Source organism: Pseudonocardia sp. CA-142604 (assembly GCF_050948475.1).
In the GTDB taxonomy this organism is placed as follows: Bacteria; Actinomycetota; Actinomycetes; order Mycobacteriales; family Pseudonocardiaceae; genus Pseudonocardia; species Pseudonocardia alaniniphila.
On the sequence record NZ_CP192045.1, the window covers coordinates 1158700 to 1182745 of the forward strand.

Sequence of the window (24046 nt, forward strand, 5' to 3'; positions counted from 1 at the left end):
GCCGGTCGTGGGGGGATCGACAGGAGTGGCCACGAAGGTGGCCACCCACTGCCCGTACTGCGCGTTGCAGTGCGGGCAGTGGGTCGGTCCCACCGGCGACGTGGACGCGCGCGAGTTCCCGACCAACCGCGGAGGGCTCTGTCAGAAGGGGTGGACGGCCGGCGCGCTGCTCGACCACCCGGAACGGCTGACGGCGCCGCTGCTGCGGGAGTCACGGTCCGCCGGGTTCGCGCCGGTGGGCTGGGACAGAGCGCTCGGGTACGTAGGACGGCGGCTGGCCGATCTGCGGGCCGAGTACGGCCCCGACTCGGTCGCGGTCTTCGGCGCAGGCGGTCTGACCAACGAGAAGTCCTATCTGCTGGGCAAGTTCGCTCGGGTGGCGCTGGGCACGTCGCAGATCGACTACAACGGCCGGTTCTGCATGTCCTCGGCCGCGGCTGCGGGTAACCGTGCCTTCGGTGTCGATCGGGGGCTGCCGTTTCCGGTCACTGACCTGGATGACGCCGAGGTCGTGGTGCTTGCCGGGGCGAATGTCGCGGAGACGATGCCGCCGCTGATGGGTCATCTGGGTGGGGCGCGGCTCGTGGTGGTCGACCCGCGGCGGACGCCGACCGCTGAGCGGGCGATCGCGTCTGGTGGGTTGCATCTGCAGCCGGTGCCTGGCACCGATCTGGTGTTGGCGCTGGGGATGCTGCATGCCGCCGTCGCCGGCGGGTGGCTGGACACGGGCTTCCTCGCCGAGCGCACCTCGGGTTTCGACGAGGCCTGGCGGGTGGCTGCGCGGTGGTGGCCCGAGCGGGCGGAACGGGTTTGCGGGGTTTCGGCTGCCGATATGCGCACGGTGGTGGGCTGGCTGGGGTCGACGTCGCGGCGTTACGTGCTGACGGCGCGCGGTGCGGAGCAGCATGCGCATGGTGTCGACACCGTGACTGCGTGGATCAACCTGGCGCTCGCGCTCGGCCTGCCGGGGTGTGCGGGGTCGGGGTTCGGGACGATCACGGGGCAGGGCAACGGGCAGGGTGGGCGTGAGCACGGCCAGAAGTCCGATCAGCTTCCCGGCTACCGCTCGATCAGCGACCCGGCTGCCCGCGAGCACGTCGCCGGGGTGTGGGGTGTGGCGCCCGATGCGCTGCCCGGGCCGGGGCGCAGCGCGGCGGAGTTGATCGCTGCGCTGGGGCGTCCCGACGGTCCGCGCGCGCTGCTCGTGTTCGGCTCGAACTTGCTGGTTTCCGCGCCTGACGGGAATGCGGTGGCTGAGCGGCTCGCGGCGCTGGATCTGCTCGTGGTGGCCGATGTCGTGCCCGGCGAGACGGCGATGGCCGCTGACGTCGTGCTTCCGGTGGCGCAGTGGGCCGAGGAGGAGGGCACGATGACCAACCTGGAGGGCAGGGTGCTGCGGCGGCGCCGTGCCCTGCGGCCACCCGAGGGTGTGCGTACCGACCTCGAGGTGATCTCCGGGCTGGCGGCGGAGTTGGGTGCCGCTGGGTTTCCTTCGGATCCGCGTGCTGTGTTCGACGAGCTGCGCGCGGCCTCGGCGGGCGGCCCGGCCGACTACTCCGGGATCAGCTACGACCGGCTTGACGCGGGGGAGGCCCTGCACTGGCCGTGTCCGGCGCGCCCGCCCGGTGAGGGGGCCCATCCCGGTAGCCCGCGGTTGTTCATCGAGCGGTTCGCCCACGCCGACGGCCGGGCGCGGTTTGTGGCCGTCGATCACACGGATGCCGCTGAGCTACCCGACGCCGAGCATCCGCTGCGGGCCACGACGGGCCGGGTGCTGGTGCACTACCAGTCGGGAGCGCAGACCCGGCGCGTTCCGGAGCTTGCCGGGATCGCACCGGAGTCGTTCGTCGAGGTGCACCCGGAGACGGCCGCCCGTGCCGGCCTCGCCGACGGTGAGTGGGCTCGGGTGGTGTCCCGGCGGGGCACGGCGACGGCCAGGGTGCGCTGTGTGCCGACGCTGCGACCGGACACCGTGTTCCTGCCCTTCCACTTCGGCGCCGGGCAGGCCGCGAACCTTCTCACCAACCCGGCCCTCGACCCGATCAGCCGCATGCCGGAATTCAAGGTGTGCGCGGTACGCCTCGAACGGGCGTCGTGACCTGTGCCTCGCTCACGGCTGTCACCTGGCGATGTGCGGTCCGGTTTACGCATGTGTCACGCACGGTCCCGCTGGTGTAACTGGGCCTACTTACCGTCGGGTGGCGTGAGCGAGCTTGGCGAGCGAACCATCAGGCACAGCAGCAGACGCGTGGTCGTGGTCGGGCACGGCATGGTCGGTGCCCGGTTCGTCGAGGAGGTGCGGCGCCGGGACCCCAAGGGTGCCCGGGTCCGGCTCACCGTTCTCGGCGCGGAGCCACGCCCGGCCTACAACCGTGTGCTGCTGTCCACGGTGCTGGCCGGTGGACTCTCGGCGTCTGCGGTGGAGCTGCACCCGGCCGGATGGGCGGCTCGGTTGCGGGTCGACCTGCGTACCGGCGTCACCGCCACCGCGATCGACCGCGAGCGCCGCATCGTGCGCACAGACTCCGGCAGTGACGTGCCCTACGACGAGCTCGTGCTCGCCACGGGCAGCCGCGCCTGGCTGCCCCCGATCGACGGGATGGCGGATCCGAGCGTCGTCACCTTCCGCGATCTCGCCGACTGCGAGCGGATCATCGACCTCGCTCGTCCCGGAGCGCGGTTCGCCGTGCTCGGCGGCGGGCTGCTGGGGTGCGAGGCGGCGCGCGGGCTGGTCGCGCGTGGCGTGGACGTGACGCTGGTCCACCCGAAGCCGCACCTGATGGAACGCCAGCTCGACGGCGGTGCCGGCGAGGTGCTGGCCGGCACGCTGCGCAGGCTCGGCGTCGACGTGCTGCTCGGGCGTACCGCCGTCGCCTGGGAAGCGGGCGCCGGGCTGCGCTGCACCGGTTCCGCCGTGCCCGGGGACGAGCTCGTGACCGCCGATGCGCTGGTCGTCGCGGCCGGGGTGCGGGCCGAGACGGGCCTCGCGGCCGATGCCGGCATCGCCGTGGACCGCGGGGTGCTCGTCGACGACCGCCTCGGGACGTCCGACGTGCGGGTGCACGCGATCGGCGACTGCGCCCAGCACTCCGGCGCGGCGGCCGGGCTCGTGCAGCCCGGCTGGGAGCAGGCAGGCGTGCTCGCCGACCTGCTCACCGCGGAGGATCCCGGTGCCCGTTATCGCGGCACCCCGCCGGTCACCCGGCTCAAGGCCCGCGACGTCGATCTCGCCACCGTGGGCGAACCGGGCGCCCTCGACGGCCCGGGGGCCGAGGTGCTGCGCTTCGCCGACCCGGTCGGTGGTCGTTACGCCAGCCTCGCCCTGCGCGGCGACCGTGTGGTGGGCGGCGCCATGATCGGTCTTCCCGACGCGGCCGCGTCGATGATCCAGTTCTACGACACCGGCATGCCGGCCCCGGCCGACCGGCTCGGCCTGCTGCTCGGCCGGGCGCTCCCCGGCGCACCCGAGACCGCCGACCCCGGACATCTCCCGGCATCCGCGGTCGTCTGCCGGTGCAACACGGTGACCAAGGGCGCGCTCGTCGCCGCGTGGCGCGCGGGCGCCACCGACGTCCCCGCGCTGAGCCGCGCCACCCGCGCCGGCACCGGGTGCGGGAGCTGCGGCGACACGGTCCGCGGGATCTGCGCGTGGCTGGCCGAGAGCGACCCGCCGGTGATCAGCCCCGTTCGTGAGGAGGGAGCCGCATGAACAGCGTCAACCGCCGCGATCTCGTCGTCGTCGGCAACGGGATGGTCGGGCACCGGCTGGTCCAGGACGTGCGGGATCGCGACACCGAGGCAACCTGGCGGATCACGGTGCTCGGTGAGGAGCGCAGGCCGGCCTACGACCGTGTCGCGCTCTCGTCCTACGTCGACGGGGTGAGCGCCGAGGAGCTGACCCTGCCCGTACTCGACCCGCTGGTGGACCTGCATCTCGGCGACGCCGCCGTCGAGCTGGACCGCGACGCGCGGCTCGTGCGCACCGCGTCGGGCCGGGAACTGCCCTACGACGCCCTCGTGCTGGCCACGGGCTCCGTTCCGTTCGTGCCGCCCGTCCCGGGGCGTGACCTGCCGGGCTGCTTCGTCTACCGCACGCTCGACGACCTCGACGCGATCACGGCCGCCGCCCGCGAGGCCATGGCCGCAGGCCGGCCGGGCCGCAGGTCGGCCGTCGTGGTCGGGGGTGGCCTGCTCGGGCTCGAGGCGGCACGGGCGCTGCGATCGCTCGGGCTCTCGCCGCAGGTCGTCGAGATCGCTCCGCGACTCATGCCGGTGCAGGTGGACGAGGGCGGCGGAGCGCTGCTGCGGCGGCTCGTGGAGAACGAGGACCTGGCCGTCCGGTGCGGGGTGTCGGTCGCCGGGATCGCCGAGCACCGTGGCCGGCTCGTCGCGACCCTGTCCGACGGCGTCGAGCTCGACGCCGACGTCGTGGTGTTCTCCGCCGGGGTCCGGCCGGCCGACGCGCTGGCCCGCGCGGCAGGCCTGCCGATGGGTGAGCGCGGCGGGGTGCTGGTCGACAGCCGGTGCCGCACCGCCGACGAGCACGTCTGGGCGATCGGTGAGGTGGCGGCGCTGGAGGGCCGCACCTACGGCCTGGTCGCGCCGGGGTACGCGATGGCCGAAGTGGTGGCCGACCGGCTGCTCGGCGGGTCCGCCACGATGACGGCGGCTGCCCTGGACATGTCCACGCAGCTCAAGATGCTCGGCGTCGACGTCGCGAGCTTCGGCGACGCCCACGCCACCAGCGCCGGTGCGCTGGAAGTGGTGGTCAACGACCCGGTTGCCGGCACCTACGCGAAGCTCGTGGTGAGCGACGACGCGCAGACGCTGCTGGGCGGGGTGCTGGTCGGCGACGCGTCCAAGTACGCCACGCTGCGCCCGCTCATCGGGAGCCCGCTGCCGGCCGATCCGGTCGCGATGATCGCACCCGGCGGGGTGGAGCTGGGCGCCGACGCGTTGCCCGACACCGCGCAGATCTGCTCGTGCAACGCGGTCACCAAGGGAGCGATCTGCGGCGCGATCAGCAATGGGGCGCACGACGTGGGCGCCCTCAAAGCGTGTACCCGGGCCGGCACGAGCTGCGGGTCGTGCGTCCCGGTCCTGAAGAAGCTGCTCGCCCAGGCGGGCGTCGAGCTGTCGACGGCGCTGTGCGAGCACTTCGCCCACAGCCGCGCCGAGCTGTTCGAGATCGTCGCAGGTGCGGGGATCCGGACGTTCTCCGAGCTCGTCGAGAAGCACGGGACGGGCCGCGGCTGCGACATCTGCAAGCCCGCCGTCGCGTCGATACTGGCGTCGCTCGGCCGGGGCCACGTCCACGACGGCGAACAGGCGGTCCTGCAGGACACCAACGACCACTTCCTGGCCAACCTGCAGCGCAACGGCACGTACTCGGTGGTGCCGCGGATCCCGGGCGGCGAGATCACGCCGGAGGGCCTGATCGTGATCGGTGAGGTGGCCCGCGACTTCGGTCTCTACACGAAGATCACCGGCGGCCAGCGGATCGATATGTTCGGCGCGCGGGTCGAGCAGCTCCCGGCGATCTGGCGCCGGCTGGTGGACGCGGGGTTCGAGTCCGGCCACGCCTACGGCAAGGCGCTGCGCACGGTGAAGTCCTGCGTGGGCACCACGTGGTGCCGCTACGGCCAGCAGGACTCGGTGGGCCTCGCCGTCGCACTGGAGTTGCGCTACCGGGGGCTCCGGGCCCCGCACAAGTTCAAGTCGGGCGTCTCGGGCTGTGCGCGGGAATGTGCGGAGGCCCGGTCGAAGGACTTCGGGATCATCGCCACCGAGCAGGGCTGGAACCTCTACGTCGGCGGCAACGGCGGCTTCACCCCGCGCCACGCCGAGCTGCTCGCCTCCGACCTCGACACCGAGACGCTCGTGCGGCTGGTCGACAGGTTCCTCATGTTCTACATCCGCACCGCCGACCGGCTGCAGCGCACGGCGGCGTGGATCGAGGCGATGGAGGGCGGTCTCGACCACCTCCGCGCGGTGATCGTCGACGACTCCCTGGGGATCTGCGCCGACCTGGAGGAGGCCATGGAGGCACACATCGAGGGCTACGCCGACGAGTGGCGCGGCGTGCTCGAGGACCCGGCGAAGCTCGAACGGTTCGTCTCCTTCGTCAACGCGCCCGAGGCGCCGGACCCGACGATCAGCTTCGTGACCGAACGGGGGCAGCCGGTGCCGGCACCGCGGGAGCCGGTCGTCGTGGGGATGCCGGGGGTGCGGGGATGACCGCGGAGGGGGAGTCATGACCGACATGGTGGAGATCTCGACGACCACAGCACTGCGGTGGCGGGCGGTCTGCCGGTACGAGCAGCTGCAGCCCGAGCGCGGCGTCGCTGCCCTGTTGGACGATGTGCAGGTGGCCCTCTTCCGCACCCACAGTGGTGCCGTGCACGCCATCGGCAACATCGACCCGTTCTCCGGTGCCGCGGTGCTCTCGCGCGGCATCGTCGGCGACCGCGGCGGTGTGGCCACCGTCGCATCGCCCGTGTACAAGCAGGTGTTCGACCTGGTCACCGGCCACTGCCTGGACGATCCACGGATCAGCGTGCCGGTCTACCCCGTCCGGGTCGCGGACGGGCTGCTCGAGGTCGGACTAGCGTGAGCAGCGCTGTGAGCACCATTTCTCCTCCCGCCGAGGTGCCACCTCTGGCGGGCTTCACCATCGGCGTCACGGCCGCGCGCCGCGCCGACGAGCTCGCCACGATGCTGGAGCGTCGGGGAGCCGTCGTGCAGCACGGTCCCGCGTTGCGCATCGTCCCGGTGGCCGACGACACGGAGCTCGCCGACGCCACGCGCGCCCTCATCGCCCGCCCGCCCGACATCACGGTGGCCACCACCGGCATCGGCTTCCGGGGGTGGGTGGAGGCGGCCGACGGCTGGGGGATCGGTGAGGATCTTCTGGCCGCGCTCGGCTCCGGCAAGCTGATCGCCCGTGGCCCGAAAGCGCGCGGCGCCATCCGCGCGTCCGGTCTGGTGGACACCTGGTCACCGCCGTCGGAGTCGTCCGCCGAGGTGCTGGACTACCTGCTCGACGGGGCCTGCGACGGCCGCGGCGTCGACGGGCTGCGCATCGCCGTCCAGCTGCACGGCGAGCCCCTGCCCGACGTGGTCGAGGCGCTCACGGTGGCGGGCTCGGAAGTGATCGAGGTCCCCGTCTACCGCTGGATGCCGCCCGTCGACATCGGGCCGCTCGACCGGCTGATCGACGGGGTGCTGGCGTCCTGCGTCGACGTCCTGACGTTCACCAGCGCCCCTGCCGCGGCAAGCCTGCTGGCCAGGGCCACCGAGCGAGGGCTGCGCGAGGAGCTGCTCACCGCCCTGCGGGGTCCGGTGCTGTCGGTGTGCGTCGGTCCCGTCACCGCGGCACCGCTGGAGGCCGTCGACGTCCCCACCGTCCAGCCGCACCGCTCACGGCTGGGCGCCATGGTGCGGCACCTGGAGGCCGAGATGCCCGGGCGGGTGCGCAGCCTCCCCGTGGCAGGGCACTGGCTGGAGCTGCGCGGGCACGCCGTGCTCGTCGACGGAGCGCTACGAGGTGTGCAGCCCGCCGGGATGGCGCTGCTGCGTGCGCTCGCCCGCCGGCCCGGCCGGGTGGTGGCGCGGTCGGAGCTGTTGCGGGCGCTCCCCGGTGGGAGCGGTGACGAGCACGCTGTCGAGACGGCGATGGCACGACTTCGCACGGCGCTGGGCGAACCGAAGCTCGTGCAGACCGTGGTCAAGCGGGGATACCGGCTGGCCCTCGACCCGGCCGTCGGTTCCAGCTCCGGCGGGGGCCACTGCCTGAACGGGGAATCCCGGTGAACCTCCTGCTGGTCGCGCACGGCACGCGGGATCCGGCGGGTGCGGTCGTCACCGAGCGGGTGGCGGCACAGGCCGCCGCCGCGCTGGGAGTGCGGGTGGCGCCGTGTTTCGTCGACGTGCGCAGGCCGAGCCCGGCCGACGCGCTCGCCGAGCTGCCGGGCCCGTGCGTCGTCGTGCCGATGTTCCTGGCCGCTGGCTACCACGTGCGCGTCGACGTGCCGGCGCAGCTCGCCGCCACCGGCCGCCGGGACGTGCTGCTCGGCCAGGCCTTCGGCCCCGATCCCGCGCTGGTCACCGCGGCCGCCGACCGGCTCGCCGAGGCCGGTGCCGGCCCGGACGACGCCGTGGTGCTGGCCGTGGCCGGGTCCAGCGACCCGTACGCCCAGGCCGACGGTGCGAAGGCGGCACGCAGGCTCGGGCGCGCGCTCGGGCGTCCCGTCACGCTCGCCACCATCGCGACCGGCGGACCCCGGGTGGGCGAGGCCGTGGCCGCGCTGCGGGCCGGCGGCGCGCAGCGCGTGGCGGTGGCGTCGTGGCTGCTCGCGCCGGGACTCTTCCAGCGGCATCTGGACGAGTGCGACGCCGACGTGGTCGCCGCGCCCCTGGCCGACCACAGCGCAGTGCTGAACCTGGTCATGAACCGCTACCGCGCGGCACTGACCACGAGCACCCGCACCGCCTGACGCCTGCGACGCCCTCGACCGCGACATGGACACACGTCGCTGATTCACGCGCGTCCGAACAGCGACACGTGACCATGTCGCGCCGGGAGGAGCCGGTCAGCGGGCGCGACGGGCCGGGCGGGGCAGGCGGCCGTCCACCAGCAGGACGCCCTCGGCGCGGAGCCGGGCGCTCTGCTCCACGGCGATGTGCGGGGCACACGTCCCGTCCGCGCGGAGCACCCGGTGCCAGGGCAGGTCGTGGCCGTCCATCGCGAGGATGCGGCCCACGAGCCGGGGCGAGCGCAGGCCTGCACGGGCGGCCACCTCGCCGTAGGTCGTCGTCTCGCCCGGCGGGATCGCGAGCACGACGGCCCGCACCCGCTCGACGGTCTCGTCGTCCACGCGCTCAGGGTGTCAGGAACGCGCGGATCGCGTCGGCGACCTCGGCGGTGCGCTCCAGGTAGACCATGTGGCCTGCGTCGATCTCCGTGACGGTGAGTGCGTCGCCCAGCTCGGCGCGGCAGGCGTCCACCCAGGACGGGCTGACGAAATCGGCCTTCGTGGCCGGCAACAGGAGCGTGGGCGTTCCGGCGGGCGGGGTGAGTGCCGCCCTGGCCATCTCGCTCCAGGCGACGACCACGGCCGAACCGCAGTAGCGGTACCGGAAGCGGTCGCCGTCGGCCACGAGGTGCTCGGCGAGCTCTGCCTCGACGAGCTCGTCGGCGATGCCCTCCCAGCGCTGCGCCCGGTCCGCCCGCGCAGCGGCGAGGTCGGGGAAGGACTGGTCGGCGCGGCTCTCCTCGGCCGTCTCGAGCATGTCCTGGGGGTCGAGGCCGATCGCCGGGTCGAGCAGCACCAACCGCTCCACCCGCTGCGGCGCGGTGCGGGCCAGGTGCACGGCGATCGCGCCGCCGAAGGAGTGGCCTGCGACGGCGACGCGCTCGAGCCCCAGGGCGTCGAGCACGGCCAGTGCGTCGGTGACGTGCTGCTCGATGTGCCATGGCGGCGTCCAGGGGGAGCGCCCGTGGCCGCGTAGGTCGACCGCGATCAGCCGCAGCTCGGGAAGAGCGTCGGCGAGTACCTGCCAGCGCGCGGAATGGCCGGTGACGCCGTGGAGGGCGAGCACGGGCACCCCGTCGGAGGGGCCGAAGGCGCGGACGTGGAGCGGCGCGGTGGTCACCCCCTGATCGTGCCAGCCGACCTCCCCGCCGTCTCTCCGTCGGGGGTCCGTGGTTGCATCGCTCGCGTGTCCCGTCCTGATCGCCCCGCCGGGGCCGCAGCGCTCGCGCCGGGGCTCGTCCGCAGGCCGCGTGTAGCGCCGGGTGAGCTGGTATGGGACGACGCCGCACGGCGGGTGCTCGTCCACGGCTCGGGGCCGTTGCGGGTGGTCGGCGGGCCGGGCACGGGCAAGACCACGCTTCTCCTGGCGAGCATCGCCGCACGGATCGAGGCGGGTGCCGATCCCGAGCGCACGCTCGTGCTGGTCGGGAGCAGGCAGGCGGCGGGGGATCTGCGCGAGCGCCTCGGCGACATGATCCACGGCCACGGCGGCGAGGTCGAGCGCACCTCGCGCGAGTCGCTCGTGCGCACCGTCCACTCCTACGCGTTCGGGGTGCTGCGGCTGCACGCCGCACGCCACAGCGACCCGCCACCGCGGCTGCTGGCGAGCGCCGAACAGGACGCGGTCGTGCGCGACCTGCTGGCGGGCGAGATCGCCGGTCCGGACCATGGGGGAGTGGCCCACTCGGGCTGGCCCGTGCGGCTGCGTCCCGCCCTCGGCCTGCCGGGCTTCGCCGCCGAGCTGCGGGAGTTGCTGCTGCGAGCCGCCGAACGCGGCCTCGGGCCGGACGAGCTCACCGAGCTGGGCACGCGCCACGACGTTGCCGAGTGGGCAGCGGCAGGCCGGTTCTTCCGTACGTACGAGCACGTGATCCTGTTGCGCGGGGCCGCGGGCCGCGGTGCGCCTCAGGCCACCGCGCCCGCGCTCGACGCCGCCGAGCTGGTGTCGGCGGCTCTGGACGCACTGGCGTCCGACCCCGAACTGCTCGCGGCGGAGCGGGAGCGCGTACGCCACCTGGTCGTCGACGACGCCCAGGACCTCGATCCGCAGCAGATGGAGCTCGTGCGCGCCCTGGGCGCCACGGCGAGCAGCGTCCTGCTCGCCGGCGACCGGGACCAGGCCGTGCTCACCTTCCGCGGCGCCGACCCCGACGGGTTGCGAGCCGTCGACGCCGAGACGGTCGTGCTCACTGTCGACCACCGCAGTGCCCCCGCCGTGCGGGCCGCCGCCACGCGGTTGGCCGCGAGGCTGCCCGGCTCCGGTGAGGGGCGTGCACGGTCCGCGCCCCCCGGCGAGCCCGACGCGCCGGAGGGGTCTGTGCTGGTGCGGGTGTTCGGCTCTGCGGCCCAGGAGGCGGGCTGGGTGGCCGACCAGCTGCGCCGCGCCCACCTGACCCAGGGCGTTCCGTGGTCGCGCATGGCGGTGCTGGCGCGCTCCACCCGGCTGTCCCTGCCCACGTTGCGGCGGGCGCTGCTGGCCGCAGGCGTGCCGGTCGCGGCGCCGCCCGACGAGCTCCCGCTCGCCCGCCAACCCGCCGCCGTCCCGCTGCTGATGGTGCTGCGCTGCGCCATCCGTCCCGACGACCTGGACGCCGACGCGGCCACCGCCCTGCTCACCTCCCCGCTCGGGTCGGCGGATCCGATGCGGCTGCGCAGGCTGCGGCGCGGGCTGCTGCGGTTGCATGCCGGGAGCCGGCCCACCGCTCCCGCGCCGGTGTCGGACCCCGGCGCGGAACAGCCCCCGCGCCCGGTCGACGTCGAGCGGTCCGGGAGCGACCCCCTGCTGGTCGAGGCGCTGCAGTCGGCGGCGCGCGGGCGGCCCGACCCACTCGTGGCGCTCCCGCCGCAGGAGACGGCACCGCTGCGCCGGGTCGGCACGTTGCTCGCCGTCGCCGGGCACGCCGCCCGCGACGGGGAGAGCGCGGAGGAGGTGCTCTGGCGGGTGTGGCAGGCCTGCGGGCTGGGGCCGAGGTGGAGCGAGGCGAGCGCGCGCGGCGGCCCGGTCGGCGCGGCGGCCGACCGCGATCTCGACGCCGTGCTCGCGCTGTTCGACGCCGCGGCGCGGCACACCGACCGGCTACCCGGGGCCGGTGTGGCGAGCTTCCTCGAATACCTCGCCGACCAGCAGCTCCCCAGCGACACGCTCGCTCCGCGGGCCCCCCGAGGCGAGGCGGTCGCGCTGCTCACGGCACACGCCGCACGCGGGCGCGAGTGGGACGTCGTCGCCGTGCCCGGGGTGCAGGAGGGCAGCTGGCCCGACCTGCGGCTGCGCGGCAGCCTGCTCGGCAACGAGCGACTGGTCGACCTCGTCGCCGGCGTGGCCGAGCCGGGCCGGGAGACGGTGTCGCGGCTCGCGCCCCTGCTCGCCGAGGAACGGCGCCTGTTCTACGTCGCGTGCACGAGGGCGCGGCACACGTTGCTGGTCAGCGCCGTCCAGGGTGAGGACGAGCAGCCCTCACGCTTCCTCGACGAGCTCGACCCCGTGCCGGCCACCCAGGCCGACCGGCCCGTGCACCGGCCCGGCCGCTCTCTCGTGCTCGCCGAGCTTGTGGGCGAGCTGCGCAGGGCCGTGTGCGAACCGGACACCGGCGACGAGCCCGCGGTCGCCGAGCGGCGGCACCGTGCGGCCGTCCAGCTCGCCCGGCTCGCCGCGGCCGGTGTACCCGGCGCCCATCCCGACGACTGGTACGGGCTCGTTCCCGTCTCCAGCGACGCCCCGCTGCGCACGCCCGGGGAGATCGTGCCGGTGTCGCCGTCGGACGTGGAGAAGATCGTCCGGTGCCCGCTGCGGTGGGTGCTGGAGCGGCACGGCGGCAGCGAGGTGGGCGCGCTGGCCGCCGTCACGGGTTCGCTCGTGCACGCCCTGGTTCAGGCGAGCGCGGCAGGCGCCGACGGCGCCGAGCTGGAGGGCGCGCTGCGTTCGGCGTGGTCGCGCCTCGACGCTGGAGCGCCCTGGTACGGCCGCCGGGAGCTCGCCAGGGTGCGCGGAATGCTGGCGGCGTTCGACGGCTGGGTGCGTTCGAGCCGGGCCGAAGGGTTGCGGCTGCTGGCCGTCGAGCAGCCGGTGCAGCTCGACCTGGCGGGCGATGAACCGGGTGGCGACGGGGCAGGCGCGGTGGGGCCGTGGCTTCGGCTGCGCGGGCGCGTCGACCGGCTCGAGGTCGACTCCGCCGGGCGTCCCGTGGTGGTCGACGTGAAGACCGGCCGTACGGCTGTGAGCGGGCGGGTGGCCGCCGGGCATCCGCAGCTGGCCGTCTATCAGCTCGCCGCAGCGCTCGGTGCGTTCGGCGAGCTGCTCGAGCCCGGGGCCCGCCCGGGTGGAGCACGGCTGGTGTATCTCGCCGACCAGAAGGCCGACGGGCAGGCGAAGGAGCCGGTCCAGCCACCGCTCGACGACAACGAACTCGCTCGCTGGGAGGACGTGCTGCGCCATTGCGCCGACGAGACGTCAGGGGCGCAGTTCATCGCCCGCATCGGCCCCGACTGCGACCGCTGCCCGGTGCGGGTCGCGTGCCCTGTCAATGGGTCCGGCCGCCAAGTCACCCAGCCGTAGTCCCGTCCACCGAATGGCGCGCTGACCTGGACACACGCAGTGAGGTAAATGGTGCATCAGGGGCCCATGTGACTCTCTTGGGTGGGTGCTTCGAGGAAGATCGCCACTCCCGGTAGGGTCGTCCAGCACGCTGGCGCTCTCGATCGCTCCCTTCTCCGGCGTGCCGCAGGAGGTGCGGTGTCCCGGTTGGCGAGACGGATGCGGTTCTTCGTCGTATGGGCCGGGCTTGCCGTCCTGCTGGCGGCGTGCGCGAGCGGCCCAGGGCCGAGCACCGCCGCGCCCGACGACGCGCCCGACCTGTTCGAGGCGCTACCGACCACCACCGTGGCTCCGACTCCCACGGCCGCCCCCACCACCACCCCGGCGCCCGAGTCCGCCCGGCCCGCAGCCAGTCAGGGCCGCGGAGGCGGCCACGGCGAGGGTTCGGGGTCCGGCGGCTCCGGGGCGGGAGGCAAGGACACCAAGTGGGCACCGTCCGGGGGCGACGAGTTCAGCGGCTCCGAGGTGGACCTGAAGAACTGGACCCTCTACGACAGCGTGGGCGGGTTCGGCAACGGCTACCGCAGGCCGGAGGCGATCAGCCAGTCCGACGGCTCTCTCAAGATCACCGCCAGGGACGACGTCTCCGGTGGCATGTCCCAGAACGTCGGGCAGCTCTACGGGCGCTGGGAGTTCCGCGTCCGCACCGAGAAGGGCCGGGGCTTCGGCTCCGCGATCCTGCTCTGGCCCGACTCCGAGAAGTGGCCGGAGGACGGTGAGCTGGACATCATGGAGGTACCGGGCGAGAACCGGGATCTCGCGCACTTCGTGGCGCACTGGGCCGACGCGAACGGCGACGACACCGTCAACGGCAAAGCGATCCCCGGCGACTTCTCGCAGTGGCACACGTTCGCGCTCGAATGGCTGCCCGACCGGATCACCTGGTACGTCGACGGTGTCAAGCAGTACGAGAACAAAGACAAGACCGTGATCCCGACAAAACCCATGCACCTCACGATCCAGCTGGACCAGGGCCCCAAGAAGGACTGGATCATGGCTCCGGACGACACCACCCCGGATGAGATCAACCTCGAGGTCGACTGGGTGCGCGTCTACAAGGCAGACATCCCCGCCCCGTAGTCGTACGAGCGGCCCGTTCGGCCCGGCGGGGGGCTCCGCCTCCTGGGGTGTCGGAGCGCTGGGGTAGAACACGGACGTGGAGCTCACCCCGCACGCGCTGGCCGTCGCGCTCGGGGTGCCCCCGCCCACCGATGAGCAGGCCGCGGTGATCGCGGCTCCTGCCCGCCCGGCGTTGGTCGTCGCCGGGGCAGGGGCGGGCAAGACCGAGACGATGGCGGCGCGGGTCGTCTGGCTCGTCGCCACCGGCGAGGTGCTCCCGGAGCAGGTGCTCGGCCTCACGTTCACCCGCAAGGCCGCCCAGCAGCTCGGCGCGCGCGTACGGTCCCGGCTGCGCCGCCTCGCAGGCTCCCGGCTGCTCGACGAGCTCGACCCGAGTGGCGAGCGGCGGGTGGCGGTGCTGGCCGGCGAGCCCACGGTCTCCACCTATCACGCCTACGCCGGGCGGCTGGTGGCCGAGCACGCGCTGCGGCTGCCCGCCGAGCCGGCAGCGCGCCTGCTCGGCCAGACCGCGTCGTGGCAGCTCGCGCACCGGGTGGTCACGAGCTGGGCGGACGACCTCGAGGTCGACCTCGTGCCGGCCACCGTGACCGAGCGGCTGCTCGCGCTGGCCGGGGAGCTGGGAGAGCACCTGGTCGACCCCGAGGCGGTCCGGCTGCACGCCGAGCGGCTGGTGGCGGTGCTCACGGCGGCCCCGCCGGGCAAGCGACAGCGGGCCGAGCCGTCGCAGACCTATCAGAGGTGGGTGGCCGCCCAGCGGCAGCGGGCCGCGCTGCTTCCGCTCGTGGAGGCGTTCGGAGCGCGCAAGCGGGCGGAGCGGGCCGTCGACTTCACCGACCAGCTCGCGATCGCCGCGCACGTCGCCGCCGAGCATCCCGAGGTGGGCGCAGCCGAGCGGGCTCTCTACCGGGCGGTGTTGCTCGACGAGTACCAGGACACCGGGCACGCCCAGCGCGTGCTGCTGCGTTCGTTGTTCGGCACTCCCGAGGGGCAGCCGGTGCGGGCCGACGGGCCCGCTGTCACCGCCGTGGGCGACCCCTGCCAGTCGATCTACGGCTGGCGCGGTGCCAGCGCAGGCAACCTCGTCAGGTTCCGCGCCGACTTCCCCGCCCCCGACGGCCTGGCGGACGAGTACGGGCTGCTCACGAGCTTCCGCAACCCGCCGGAGGTGCTGGCGCTGGCCAACAGGGTCTCCGCGCCGCTGCGCTCCGCGCCGGGGGCGGTCGGCGTGGGGGAGCTGCGGGCCGGGCCTGCGGCGCGAGCCGGGCACGTGCGGGTGGCGCTGCTCCCCGACGTCGCCTCCGAGATCGACTGGATGGCCGATGGCATCGCCGACCAGTGGCGCCACGCGGAGGACGCCGGCGAGCAGCCGCCCACGTCGGCCGTGCTGGTGCGGCGGCGCGTCGACATGGACCCCATCGCGGCGGCGCTGCGGGCCCGCGGGCTGCCGGTGGAGGTCGTCGGGCTCGGTGGGCTCCTGGACACGCCCGAGGTGCGCGACCTGGTGAGCGCCCTGCGGCTGGTCGCCGATCCGCTCGCCGGTGCGGCGGCCGTCCGGCTGCTCACCGGGGCGCGCTGGAGGCTCGGCGTCGCGGATCTCGCGGCGCTGTGGCAACGGGCGCGGGAGGTCGTCCCCGCGCAGCCCCCGCGTCCCGGGCCGCTCTCTCCCGCCGAGCTGGCGCTCGGGGCGCTGCCGGGTGAGCAGGCAGAACAGGCCGGACTCGTCGACGCGCTCGACGATCCCGGTCCCGCCGCGCGGTACACGCCCGAGGGCTTCGAGCGGATCACCCGGCTGGCGCGTGAGCTCGGCTGGCTGCGGGCCAGGGCGGCCGCCCCGCTGACCGACCTCGTGGCCGATGCCGAACGGGTGCTGCTGCTCGACGCCGAGAGCATGGCGCGTCCCGGTCCGGTCGGCCGCGCGCACCTGGACGCGTTCGCCGACGTCGTGGCCGACTTCACCTCCGGCGCCGAGGTGGCCACCCTGCCTGCGCTGCTGGACTTCCTGGAGACGGCCGAGAAGGCCGAGGAGGGGCTCACGCCGGGCGAGGTCGAGGTTGCTCCGGACCGCGTGCAGGTGCTCACCGTGCACGCGGCGAAGGGACTGGAGTGGGCGGTGGTCGCCGTTCCGCACCTGGTCGGGCAGGTCTTCCCCGGACGCAAGATCAGCGGCATCTGGCTGACCAACGCGGCCGAGCTGCCCGTCGAGCTGCGTGGCGACTCGGCCGACCTGCCCGAGCTCCACCTTCCCGAGGGAGGCGACCGCAAGCAGCTCGAGGACGCCCTCAAGGCGCACTCCGAGGCACTCGACGACCGGCGGCTCACCGAGGAGCGCCGGCTGTTCTACGTGGCGCTCACCCGCGCCGAGCACGTCCTCCTCGCGTCGGGGCACCGGTGGGGCACGGCAGGCGATCGTCCGCGGCAGCCCTCGGAGTTCCTCGAAGAGATCGCCGCGGTCCACGAGGCGGAGCACTGGGCCGAGGAGCCGGGGCCGGATGAGGTCAACCCGGCGAGCATCGAGCAGCCGGCAGGGCTCTGGCCCGACGACCCGCTGGCGGCACGAGCGGAGGCGGTGCACGCCGGTGCGGCGCTCGTGCGGTCGGCTCTGCGCGATCTCCACGACGTGCGGTCCGCCAGGGCCGCGGCGGTCGAGCCCGGGGCCCAGCTGGCGCTGCTGGCGTCCGCCGACGCGGTCGCCGATCTGCCCGACGAGCCCCCGGAGGACGAGGAGTCGGCCGACCCCGAGGGCTGGGCCGCGGACGTGGACGTGCTTCTCGCTGAGCGAGCGGCGGCCCGGGCCCGGCCCACCGCGGTACTGCCGCCGCAGGTGTCCGTGAGCCAGCTGGTCGAGCTTGCGGCCGACCCCGCCGCGCTCGCTGCCCGGTTGCGCCGGCCCCTCCCGCTTCCACCGAATCCGCACGCGCGCCGCGGCACCGCGTTCCATGCGTGGCTGGAGCAGCGGTTCGGGGCAGCGCAGCTGCTCGACATCGACGAGCTGCCCGGAGCGGCCGACGAGGGCGCCGCTCCCGACGACGCGCTCGAGGAGCTGCAGGAGGCGTTCCTCAGTTCGGAATGGGCCGACCGGCGGCCCGTCGAGATCGAGGTGTCCTACGAGACGGTGGTGGCGGGCATCGCGGTGCGCGGCCGGATCGACGCCGTGTACGCGGATCCGGACGGCGGCTTCACGGTGGTGGACTGGAAGACGGGCGCGCTGCCCGACGAGTCGCGGATGCCGGCGCTCGCGGTGCAGCTGGCGGCGTACCGGCTGGCGTGGGCAGCGCTGGCGGGATGCCGGCCGGAACAGGTGAGGGCGGCGTTCCACTTCGTGCGGCATCACGTCACGCTGCGACCGGTCGACCTGCTCGACGCCGCGGGGCTGCGAGAGCTCGTGCTGTCGGTGCCGGCCGTGCCGGTGTGAGCCAGAACCCCTCAGTTTTCTGAATCATCGGTAGCGGGCGGGCTCAGCATCTGATCGACGCCCGATTCCCGATGCTTCAGGACGATCTTCCCTGAAAGATGTCCACCTTTTTGCTTGTGCCGGCGCATGCCGCCCGCACGGCGTTGCCTGGACCGCCGTTCGGGCGTCGATCGCTGCCGACAAATGCGCGTTCGATACCCGCCGGCTGCGCAACGACTTGCACGTCAGCCAAGGAAGGGTAAACATATGGAGGGTCACCAGGGGGGACGACAATCAGTAGTGCGCCCTTCGCTGCGGGTCATGCCGAGTAGCTCGGAGCGACCGGCACACCGAAAAGATCACGAGACGTTCAGGGCGAGGAGCAAAGCGAAACTTCGCATCACCTGACGAGATCGTGGACAGGTGTATGGGCCGCTCCTCTCAGCGGCAACAGGATCGTCCACGCCCCGAGCGGAGGCCGTGCGCGGCCGATTCAGCACGATGCACCGATACCGCCGGCCGCAGCAGATCGAACATTGGCGTCGCAAGCGGCGTCGCTGCGGCTTCGCAAGTAGCCGATATTGGCCACACCTGTGGCGGAAGCCAGTTTCGACCACCTGTACGAGAGGTATGGATGCAACAGCTTGGGAATGTCAATCGTGGTTGTCGCACCGGCGGCGTGGTCGATCTCGGGCTGTCGCCCGCCGGGCTGACATGACTCGCGCGGCCGTCTATCTCCCCGACGGGTACGGAGCGTCCGATGGGCGCGCCGGGCCGGGACGGCTCGGAGAGGTCGAGTTGGATGTCCTGGAGGTCGGGCCGGCGCAGGTGGTGATGCGCGAGGCCACGGTCCGGGACGAGCGCGACGGTGCGTTGTTCACCGGCGGCAGCGGACGGTTGGTGTTCGATCCTTCCGCCGGAGGTGGTCCATGGGCCGATGCGGCGGCCGAGCGGGCGGCGCGGGCGTTCGGAGTGGTCAACACGGCGTTCCACACCCAGCGGGCGCTGCGGTATGTGAGCAGTTTGCTGGGACATCCGCTGCCGCATCTGCTGGTTCGCATCGGAATGCACGAGCAGTGGCGCCCGTGGTGTGGCGGGCACTACCGGCTGCCCGGCCAAGGGGTGGGGGCCGACCCGGACGCGACCAGCCCGGCCGGAGAGGTGCATATGGGTGGCGGCGCGGGCTTCGTGGCCCGCCCCGGCGTCGACCGGTATTTCCGCGTGCCCACCCACAATCCCGCCATCATCTGCCACGAAGCCGGCCACCACGTGTGTCGGCACACCGCGGATTTCCGGCTCAACCGGCTGCGCTCACCCGGGCGGCATACCAACAAGAAGACTGCACTGGACGAAGGCACTGCCGACTTCATCACCGCGGTCCTGCTGGGCACTCCCGACATCTACGGCTGGCACCGCCACGACGTCCCTGTCGCCGAGCAACGACGCCGCAAGCTCGACTCCCGCTGGACGATGGCCCACTTCCAAGGCGGCCCCGGGAGTGACCCCCACGCCGATGGCACGGTCTGGGCCTCTGCCTGCTGGAGCGCCCGCCGGCGCATCGCCGAGACAGGCGCCGACCCGGTCCGCTTCGACACGCTACTGCTGGTCGGGATGGAACTGGTCGGACGTGACCATCCTGCAGACCTGTCCACCGACGCCTTGCGCGAACGGCGCCACTACTCGCGGCTCATGGCCGCAATGGCGCAGGCCGACCCCGCCCTCGCCCCCCACGTCCTTGCCGCCATGGCCGAACACGGCATTCATCTCGGCGTCAGCAACAACGACCTGTCCCGAGCCGCCCGAACCGGCCCCACCCGGCTGGTGGACGCATGAGCGGCGGCACGTCGAGCACAAGGGAACCGGGGGTTTCCGTGACGGAGCAGTGCCACCCCACCACAGGTGAGAAACATTCCGACGAGTACCTCGGGCTGGCCGACGAATGGCTGCGAGAGTATGTCGCCGTCGCCGACCGCAGAGTCGGACGGTCCGGGCCGGTGTGCCCCTTCATGCCACGGGCACTCGATCAGGACGCTGTGGAAGCCCGCATTCGATACGACATCGATGGATCCAGCGAGCAGGAACTGATCAACGAGCTGGGCGCCGAGATCAGTGATTTCGGCAGCACGGGCCGACCATCCCGGAAGAGCGGGGTACTTCTCGACAGCAGGCTGATAGTCATGCCGCACCTGGGTCCCGAGGGCTGGGAGCGCCTGGATGCTGCGTATGCACATCTGAAGGGCTTCGCCGTCGAGTTGGGACTGATGGTTGGGCAGTTCCACCCCCACTGCGACGAGCGTGCAGTCCGGAACTCGGATTTCCGGGTCTCCGTCGCCCCGGTCGCCATGTTGGCAATCAGGCACATGGCGCCGCATGACATCCTCTTTCTGCATGGCTCCGAGCAGTGGTTCAAGGAATACGACTCGCACTTCCGGTCCCACTTCGAACGGGGCCGGATACGTGACTCGCTCCTGCTCTCGCTCTATGACGGTGCACGTGACCGGTCCGCCGACGACCCTGGCGCCGGGCAATCGTCGTCCCGCTGATGTCGTCTTCCTGGGGAAAAGGTCACAGCATGTCCGACGAGCTTCTCGACTTCACGATCCACGATGTCTGGGATTCGCTGCCCGCGGAGCTTCGGGGCGAGTTCCTCAATCGCCGCTCGGCGTCGACCGGATGGAGAACCCACCCGCGCCGGGAAGTGCACGGTAGACGCTGGGAGCCGCTCCGGCCGATGGTGATCGGAGAACGGGACTACCGAGGCCTGGGGTATCTCACCGCCCGGCTGTTGCACCTGGCCGTGGACGCGTGCCGTCGCCGCGCCTCCACGCTGGGCGATCTCCACCAGCTACTCCGATTTCCCTATGAGCTACCCCTGCTGGATCGTGATCGCCCGCTGCTGACCGAAGAGCTCACCCGGTTCGCTCGCCCCGATCTCCTGATAGAGCAGGCGCGGCCCCGGCTTCTCGAGTTCAACAACAGCACCCGGCTCGGCGGCGGCACAACGACGCCCAAACTCGCGGAGGCCTACGCCCAACTGTGTCCGGAGAGCGGCATGCACCCGCCGCCCTCCACGGTGACCGCGCGTTCCGCTGCGCTGGCCCGGACACTCCGAGCCGGGAACGGGAATGGCCACCCGGGCCGGCTGCTCATGCCCGCATATCGGGCGATCGACAGAAAGACCGGTTCGGTTCAGCGAGGCAAGACGGTCACGCGGGTCATTCTGGCCGATGCCCATCGGGTGGGTATCGACGTCGTACAGGCCGATCTGGCCGACCTACGCCTCGACGCCGCTGGTCGACTGCTCGCCGCCGATGAGCCGGTCGACGTCGTGCTGCTCCGGTGGGGCAGCGATCGCATCGTGGACGACGGCGGCGGACTCGCGGCGCTGAGAAGCGCCGACCGTGCCCGAACGGTCGTGTTCTTCCCGCGCACGGAGTCGGCGCTCATCTCGTCGAAGGCGATCCTGGCCTGGCTTCACGAGGATTGTGATGCCGGCTTGCTCACGGCAGCCGATCGCGCGTTGGTGCGCGCCCACGTCCCGTGGACCACATGCCTGGGCCTGGACGGCGATCCGGCCGCACAGGAGAGATTGCTGAGCAAGGCGATCGACGACCGTCACCGGCTGGTAGCAAAGCCGGCAGTCGGCAGGTCCGGAACGAATGTGTTCTTCGGAAGCCAGATGTCGAAGCAGGACTGGACGACAACTGTCATCGATGCCGCCCGCGAGTCGCCGGTTGTCGTGCAACAACGCGTCGTATCCGACCGCATGACGATGCCGTTCCACGATCGGGACTCCGGCCGGCAGGTCACCGCGCAGGTGCCGTTCGTGCTCGGCCCGTACCTCATCGACGGCGCGGCGGCCAGCGTCGCGGTACGCCATATGGGCCCGGATGTTCCTTCTCAGGACGTGGTGATCGGTGCGAGTCGAGGCGGATACCAGAGCGCGGCCGTGCTCGTCCCAGAAGCGTCGACGGATCGATCGACGCACCGTGAGGAGCAACTGGGCGTTCTGAGCCACCTGTAGTGGGCTAGAGAAGTTCGACGAGCCTCGTCATCGTGTTCCAGTTGCGGGCGGTGGCTGTGATGGGGAAGCGCTTCTCCGGGAAACCGACCGGCGGCGCGGCGATCACGCCGTCGGGACACCACTGGTAGATCACGCGCTCACCCAGCCGCGCGTTCTCGGGGTCGAGCGCGATCGGGTCGTGCTCGGCGAGCAGAGCCGGGCCGGGCGCCGGCTCCAGGACGTGCACCATCATCCGCGACCCGTTCGTCACCACGTCGGCGAGCGGGTTGCCGTCGATGATCGCGCGCAGGTCGTCGGCGGTGAGCACGACGCACCGCACGTCGAGTCCGAGCCGCTCGATGATGGCCGCCTCGATCCGCGCCGCGTGATCGGCCGGATCGGCGTCGTCGCCGGTGAACAGCGCGTTGCCGCTGTTGAGGTGAGTGCGGACGTCCGTGTAACCCACGGCGCCGAGGAGCTCGCGCAGGTCGGCCATCGCCACCCGCTTGGCCTTGCCCAGGTTGATCCCGCGCAGGAGTGCGACATATCGGGGCACGCAGGCACGGTACCGGCGATCACGGCATAGGCACCGGGATCCACGGCAGGATGGGCGGGTGCAGCTCATCGATCTTCCGGTGCCCGACTCGGCGGCGGCCGTGGCGGCGCGCGAGGTTGCCGCCCAGTACTGCTCGACCGCCCTGCTGAACCACTCGGTGCGCGCCTACCTGTGGGGCGTCTGGTACGCCCGCGACCAGGGCATCGCCGTCGACGAGGAGCTGCTCTACGTCGCGGCGATGCTTCACGATCTCGGCCTGGTGGACGCCTTCGACAGCCATCGGGTCGACTTCGAGTACGCGGGTGGGCACGTCGCCTGGGTCTTCGCTGCCGCGGCCGGTTGGCCGGTGCGCCGCCGCGAACGGGCAGCGGAGATCATCGTCGCGCACATGCTCTCCGAGGTGGACCCGGCGATCGACCCGGAGGGCCACGTCCTCGAGGTCTCCACCGGGATCGACATCTCGGGCCGTGCGATCGTGGTGCCGAGCAAGCTGCGGGCGGAGGTGCTCGAGGCCTTCCCGCGCGCCGGCCTGGCACAGGAGTTCACCGCGTGCTTCGCCGACCAGGCCGCCCGCAAGCCGGCCGGCACGGCCGCGGCCGCGATGCGCAGCGGGCTCGCCGAACGGATCGCGACCAACCCGCTCGACGCGGAGGAATGATCCCGAGACCGGACGGAAGGGCGGGATCGGCCGCTAGTGTCCGGGCGTGACCGCGAGGATCGTCCTGTTCGGCGCCACCGGCTACACGGGACGGCGCACGGCTCAGATGATGGTGCAGCGGGGACTGCGGCCGGTGCTCGCGGGGCGTGACCCGGCGCGGCTCGTCGCCCTCGCCGAGCGGCTCGGGGGCCTCGAGACGGCCGCGCGGACGTCACCGAGGAGAGCTCGGTGGCCGCGCTCGTGGGCCGGGGCGACGTTCTGGTGACCACGGTCGGACCGTTCCTGCAGCTCGGCAGGGCCGCCGTGGCCGCCGCCGTCGCTGCGGGTGCGATCTACCTGGACTCCACCGGTGAGCCCACGTTCGTCCGCGAGGTGTTCGAGCGGTACGGCCCCGAGGCGGAGCGGTCGGGAGCGACGCTGATCACCGCGTTCGGTGTCGACTACGTGCCGGGCGTGCTGGCGGGGGCGCTGGCGCTGCGGGCGGCGGGCGGCGCCGCCTCGCGCGTCGACGTCGGCTACTTCATCCTCGGCGGCGGACGTGGCCAGGCGTTCTCGCGGGGCACGCTCCGCTCGGTGATGGGCATGGCGCTCGAGAAGAACCACGCCTGGCACGACGGCGAGCTGCGGACCGAGCCCGCGGGCGCCCGGCTCCGCACGTTCGACGTGGCCGGCAGACCGCGCCCGGGTGTGACGATCGGTGGCAGCGAGCAGTTCGCGCTGCCGCGGTGTGCGCCCGGGCTGCAGACGGTGGACGTCTACCTCGGCTGGTTCGGCGCGGCGAGCCAGGCCCTGCACGTCGCCTCGCGGGTCACGCCGCTGCTCGGACGCGTACCGGGCGCGGCGCGGGCGCTGGCCGCGGTGGCCGGCCTCGTCACCCGCACGGCGTCGGAAGCACCGTCGGAGGAGGCACTGGCGGGGATGCGCTCGCACGTCGTGGCCGAGGTGTTCGACGGCTCCGGCGCGCTGCTCGCCCGTACCCGCCTGGTCGCGCCCGACGCGTATGCGCTCACCGCGAACCTGCTGGCCTGGGCGGCGGGCCGGGCCGCCGAGCACGGAGTGCGGGGCAGCGGGGCCCTGGACCCGGTGGCGGCGTTCGGACTCGACGAGCTCAGGGCGGGCGCCGCGGAGTCCGGGATGGTCGAGGAGACGTCCTAGAGGGCACGATTCGGTGGACGTCATGCAGCCCGGCGACGTGCGATGTGCCCGCGCACGGACGACCCGATGCCGCATGTC

Annotated in this window: 18 protein-coding genes; 15 read left to right on the top strand and 3 right to left on the bottom strand. The window is 73.0% G+C overall.

The annotated features are described in order from the left end of the window. Positions 1-25: 25 nt before the first annotated feature. The 6 genes from ACQPZQ_RS05585 to ACQPZQ_RS05610 all read left to right on the top strand — a co-directional run bounded on the left by ACQPZQ_RS05585 (position 26) and on the right by ACQPZQ_RS05610 (position 8495). Positions 26-2098 (top strand): molybdopterin oxidoreductase family protein, encoded by a 2073-nt coding sequence (locus tag ACQPZQ_RS05585; protein WP_433292688.1) that lies wholly within the window; start codon positions 26-28, stop codon positions 2096-2098. A gap of 105 nt (positions 2099-2203) precedes the next feature. Then, positions 2204-3709, top strand: coding sequence for an FAD-dependent oxidoreductase (locus ACQPZQ_RS05590; RefSeq protein ID WP_433292690.1), 1506 nt, complete (start codon positions 2204-2206; stop codon positions 3707-3709). Further along, the gene (nirB, locus tag ACQPZQ_RS05595; protein WP_433292692.1) at positions 3706-6237 is read left to right on the top strand and encodes a nitrite reductase large subunit NirB; all 2532 of its coding nucleotides are present in this window, start codon (positions 3706-3708) and stop codon (positions 6235-6237) included. Before ACQPZQ_RS05590 ends, nirB begins: the two co-directional genes overlap by 4 nt. Before the next feature lie 16 nt (positions 6238-6253). Beyond that, a complete protein-coding gene (gene nirD, locus ACQPZQ_RS05600) occupies positions 6254-6613 on the top strand; it encodes a nitrite reductase small subunit NirD (protein ID WP_433292694.1) in 360 nt (119 codons plus the stop codon). After that, entirely contained in the window at positions 6610-7812 is a 1203-nt protein-coding gene (locus ACQPZQ_RS05605) for a uroporphyrinogen-III synthase (protein ID WP_433292696.1), read from the top strand. Before nirD ends, ACQPZQ_RS05605 begins: the two co-directional genes overlap by 4 nt. Continuing rightward, entirely contained in the window at positions 7809-8495 is a 687-nt protein-coding gene (locus ACQPZQ_RS05610; RefSeq protein ID WP_433292698.1) for a sirohydrochlorin chelatase, read from the top strand. The genes ACQPZQ_RS05605 and ACQPZQ_RS05610 overlap by 4 nt, the downstream gene beginning before the upstream one ends. Before the next feature lie 96 nt (positions 8496-8591). Here the strand turns inward: ACQPZQ_RS05610 and ACQPZQ_RS05615 are convergent, their stop codons facing one another. Together ACQPZQ_RS05615 and ACQPZQ_RS05620 are read right to left on the bottom strand one after the other, a co-directional pair. Then, entirely contained in the window at positions 8592-8876 is a 285-nt protein-coding gene (locus ACQPZQ_RS05615) for an MGMT family protein (RefSeq protein ID WP_433292700.1), read from the bottom strand. A gap of 4 nt (positions 8877-8880) precedes the next feature. Then, positions 8881-9654: an alpha/beta fold hydrolase gene (locus ACQPZQ_RS05620; RefSeq protein ID WP_433292702.1), complete on the bottom strand. Its 774-nt coding sequence runs from the start codon at positions 9652-9654 to the stop codon at positions 8881-8883. Between the two features lie 66 nt (positions 9655-9720). Here ACQPZQ_RS05620 and ACQPZQ_RS05625 point away from each other — a divergent pair, with 66 nt between their 5' ends. The 6 genes from ACQPZQ_RS05625 to ACQPZQ_RS05650 all read left to right on the top strand — a co-directional run bounded on the left by ACQPZQ_RS05625 (position 9721) and on the right by ACQPZQ_RS05650 (position 21620). Continuing rightward, positions 9721-13086, top strand: a complete 3366-nt coding sequence (locus ACQPZQ_RS05625; protein WP_433292704.1) for an ATP-dependent helicase — start codon at positions 9721-9723, stop codon at positions 13084-13086. 177 nt (positions 13087-13263) lie between these two features. Further along, positions 13264-14205, top strand: a complete 942-nt coding sequence (locus tag ACQPZQ_RS05630) for a family 16 glycosylhydrolase (RefSeq protein WP_433292706.1) — start codon at positions 13264-13266, stop codon at positions 14203-14205. 76 nt (positions 14206-14281) lie between these two features. Continuing rightward, on the top strand, positions 14282-17617 hold the full coding sequence (locus ACQPZQ_RS05635) for a UvrD-helicase domain-containing protein (protein WP_433292708.1): 3336 nt from the start codon (positions 14282-14284) through the stop codon (positions 17615-17617). Positions 17618-18310: 693 nt separating this feature from the next. Further along, a complete protein-coding gene (locus ACQPZQ_RS05640) occupies positions 18311-19429 on the top strand; it encodes a hypothetical protein (protein ID WP_433292710.1) in 1119 nt (372 codons plus the stop codon). Next, positions 19426-20139, top strand: coding sequence for a DUF6875 domain-containing protein (locus tag ACQPZQ_RS05645; RefSeq protein ID WP_433292712.1), 714 nt, complete (start codon positions 19426-19428; stop codon positions 20137-20139). The genes ACQPZQ_RS05640 and ACQPZQ_RS05645 overlap by 4 nt, the downstream gene beginning before the upstream one ends. A gap of 29 nt (positions 20140-20168) precedes the next feature. After that, positions 20169-21620, top strand: a complete 1452-nt coding sequence (locus ACQPZQ_RS05650) for a hypothetical protein (protein WP_433292714.1) — start codon at positions 20169-20171, stop codon at positions 21618-21620. Positions 21621-21624: 4 nt separating this feature from the next. Here ACQPZQ_RS05650 and ACQPZQ_RS05655 read toward each other — a convergent pair whose 3' ends face one another. Further along, on the bottom strand, positions 21625-22155 hold the full coding sequence (locus tag ACQPZQ_RS05655; protein WP_433292716.1) for a DUF1697 domain-containing protein: 531 nt from the start codon (positions 22153-22155) through the stop codon (positions 21625-21627). Positions 22156-22213: 58 nt separating this feature from the next. Here ACQPZQ_RS05655 and ACQPZQ_RS05660 point away from each other — a divergent pair, with 58 nt between their 5' ends. Genes ACQPZQ_RS05660 through ACQPZQ_RS05670 form a run of 3 tightly spaced genes read left to right on the top strand, consistent with a single transcriptional unit; the run spans position 22214 to position 23968 of the window. After that, positions 22214-22813 carry an HD domain-containing protein gene (locus ACQPZQ_RS05660; protein ID WP_433292718.1) on the top strand — a complete coding sequence of 200 codons (600 nt, stop codon included), beginning with the start codon at positions 22214-22216 and terminating at the stop codon, positions 22811-22813. Between the two features lie 46 nt (positions 22814-22859). Then, complete coding sequence (locus ACQPZQ_RS05665; protein ID WP_433292720.1) at positions 22860-23078, top strand: hypothetical protein; 219 nt, start codon at positions 22860-22862, stop codon at positions 23076-23078. Continuing rightward, positions 23042-23968 (top strand): hypothetical protein, encoded by a 927-nt coding sequence (locus ACQPZQ_RS05670; protein WP_433292722.1) that lies wholly within the window; start codon positions 23042-23044, stop codon positions 23966-23968. The genes ACQPZQ_RS05665 and ACQPZQ_RS05670 overlap by 37 nt, the downstream gene beginning before the upstream one ends. The last annotated feature ends 78 nt before the right edge of the window (positions 23969-24046 follow it).